The 3,000-nt window shown below is 52.7% G+C and carries 1 rRNA gene; it reads left to right on the forward strand.

Annotated elements, in window-relative coordinates:
- The first annotated feature begins 29 nt into the window (after window positions 1–29).
- Window positions 30–2,937 (forward strand): 23S ribosomal RNA (locus ADK28_RS33610).
- Window positions 2,938–3,000: the final 63 nt, after the last annotated feature.

Below are 3,000 nucleotides of genomic sequence, written 5' to 3' on the forward strand. Positions count from 1 at the left end.
CGAACGATGGAAACATCTTCGGGTTGTGAGGTTAAGTGACTAAGCGTACACGGTGGATGCCTAGGCAGTCAGAGGCGATGAAGGGCGTGCTAATCTGCGAAAAGCGTCGGTAAGGTGATATGAACCGTTATAACCGGCGATACCCGAATGGGGAAACCCAGTGTGTTTCGACACACTATCATGTCATGAATACATAGTGGCATGAGGCGAACCGGGGGAACTGAAACATCTAAGTACCCCGAGGAAAAGAAATCAACCGAGATTCCCCCAGTAGCGGCGAGCGAACGGGGAGGAGCCCAGAACCTGAATCGGCTTGTGTGTTAGTGGAAGCGTCTGGAAAGTCGCGCAGCAAAGGGTGATAGCCCCGTACACTAAAATGCACAGGTCGTGAGTTCGATGAGTAGGGCGGGACACGTGACATCCTGTCTGAATATGGGGGGACCATCCTCCAAGGCTAAATACTCCTGACTGACCGATAGTGAACCAGTACCGTGAGGGAAAGGCGAAAAGAACCCCGGCGAGGGGAGTGAAATAGAACCTGAAACCGTGTACGTACAAGCAGTGGGAGCACCTTCGTGGTGTGACTGCGTACCTTTTGTATAATGGGTCAGCGACTTATATTTTGTAGCAAGGTTAACCGTATAGGGGAGCCGTAGGGAAACCGAGTCTTAACTGGGCGATTAGTTGCAAGGTATAGACCCGAAACCCGGTGATCTAGCCATGGGCAGGTTGAAGGTTGGGTAACACTAACTGGAGGACCGAACCGACTAATGTTGAAAAATTAGCGGATGACTTGTGGCTGGGGGTGAAAGGCCAATCAAACCGGGAGATAGCTGGTTCTCCCCGAAAGCTATTTAGGTAGCGCCTCGTGAACTCATCTTCGGGGGTAGAGCACTGTTTCGGCTAGGGGGCCATCCCGGCTTACCAAACCGATGCAAACTCCGAATACCGAAGAATGTTATCACGGGAGACACACGGCGGGTGCTAACGTCCGTCGTGAAGAGGGAAACAACCCAGACCGCCAGCTAAGGTCCCAAAGTCATGGTTAAGTGGGAAACGATGTGGGAAGGCATAGACAGCCAGGATGTTGGCTTAGAAGCAGCCATCATTTAAAGAAAGCGTAATAGCTCACTGGTCGAGTCGGCCTGCGCGGAAGATGTAACGGGGCTAAACCATGCACCGAAGCTGCGGCAGCGACGCTTAGGCGTTGTTGGGTAGGGGAGCGTTCTGTAAGCCGTTGAAGGTGGCCTGTGAGGGTTGCTGGAGGTATCAGAAGTGCGAATGCTGACATAAGTAACGATAAAGCGGGTGAAAAGCCCGCTCGCCGGAAGACCAAGGGTTCCTGTCCAACGTTAATCGGGGCAGGGTGAGTCGACCCCTAAGGCGAGGCTGAAAAGCGTAGTCGATGGGAAACAGGTTAATATTCCTGTACTTGGTGTTACTGCGAAGGGGGGACGGAGAAGGCTAGGCTAGCCGGGCGACGGTTGTCCCGGTTTAAGCGTGTAGGGGGTGTGACCTGGTAAATCCGGTTGCATGCTAACCCTGAGGCGTGATGACGATGCACTACGGTGCAGAAGTAGTTGATGCCCTGCTTCCAGGAAAATCCTCTAAGCTCCAGGTAACATTAAATCGTACCCCAAACCGACACAGGTGGTCAGGTAGAGAATACCAAGGCGCTTGAGAGAACTCGGGTGAAGGAACTAGGCAAAATGGTGCCGTAACTTCGGGAGAAGGCACGCTGGCATGTAGGTGAAGTCCCTCGCGGATGGAGCTGAAGCCAGTCGAAGATACCAGCTGGCTGCAACTGTTTAATAAAAACACAGCACTGTGCAAACACGAAAGTGGACGTATACGGTGTGACGCCTGCCCGGTGCTGGAAGGTTAATTGATGGGGTCAGCCGCAAGGCGAAGCTCTTGATCGAAGCCCCAGTAAACGGCGGCCGTAACTATAACGGTCCTAAGGTAGCGAAATTCCTTGTCGGGTAAGTTCCGACCTGCACGAATGGCGTAATGATGGCCAGGCTGTCTCCACCCGAGACTCAGTGAAATTGAACTCGCTGTGAAGATGCAGTGTACCCGCGGCAAGACGGAAAGACCCCGTGAACCTTTACTATAGCTTGACACTGAACATTGAGCCTTGATGTGTAGGATAGGTGGGAGGCTTTGAAGCGTGGACGCCAGTCTGCGTGGAGCCATCCTTGAAATACCACCCTTTAATGTTTGATGTTCTAACTCGGCCCCGTGATCCGGGGTGAGGACAGTGTCTGGTGGGTAGTTTGACTGGGGCGGTCTCCTCCCAAAGAGTAACGGAGGAGCACGAAGGTTAGCTAATCACGGTCGGACATCGTGAGGTTAGTGCAAAGGCATAAGCTAGCTTGACTGCGAGAGTGACGGCTCGAGCAGGTACGAAAGTAGGTCTTAGTGATCCGGTGGTTCTGAATGGAAGGGCCATCGCTCAACGGATAAAAGGTACTCCGGGGATAACAGGCTGATACCGCCCAAGAGTTCATATCGACGGCGGTGTTTGGCACCTCGATGTCGGCTCATCACATCCTGGGGCTGAAGTAGGTCCCAAGGGTATGGCTGTTCGCCATTTAAAGTGGTACGCGAGCTGGGTTTAGAACGTCGTGAGACAGTTCGGTCCCTATCTGCCGTGGGCGTTGGAAGATTGAGAGGGGTTGCTCCTAGTACGAGAGGACCGGAGTGAACGCACCACTGGTGTTCGGGTTGTCATGCCAATGGCATTGCCCGGTAGCTAAGTGCGGAAAAGATAAGCGCTGAAAGCATCTAAGCGCGAAACTTGCCTCAAGATGAGTCTTCCCTGGGCCTTTAAGGCCCCTGAAGGAACGTTTAAGACTAAGACGTTGATAGGCTGGGTGTGTAAGTGCAGCGATGCATTGAGCTAACCAGTACTAATGATCCGTGAGGCTTAACCTTACAACACCGAAGGTGTTTTTAGAGAGATTTTCAGCGAAGTTCCGAGATTGGTTCTGATGGCTT

Origin of the sequence: Serratia sp. 506_PEND (genome assembly GCF_001076875.1) — a bacterium.
In the GTDB taxonomy this organism is placed as follows: domain Bacteria; phylum Pseudomonadota; class Gammaproteobacteria; order Enterobacterales; family Enterobacteriaceae; genus Serratia; species Serratia marcescens.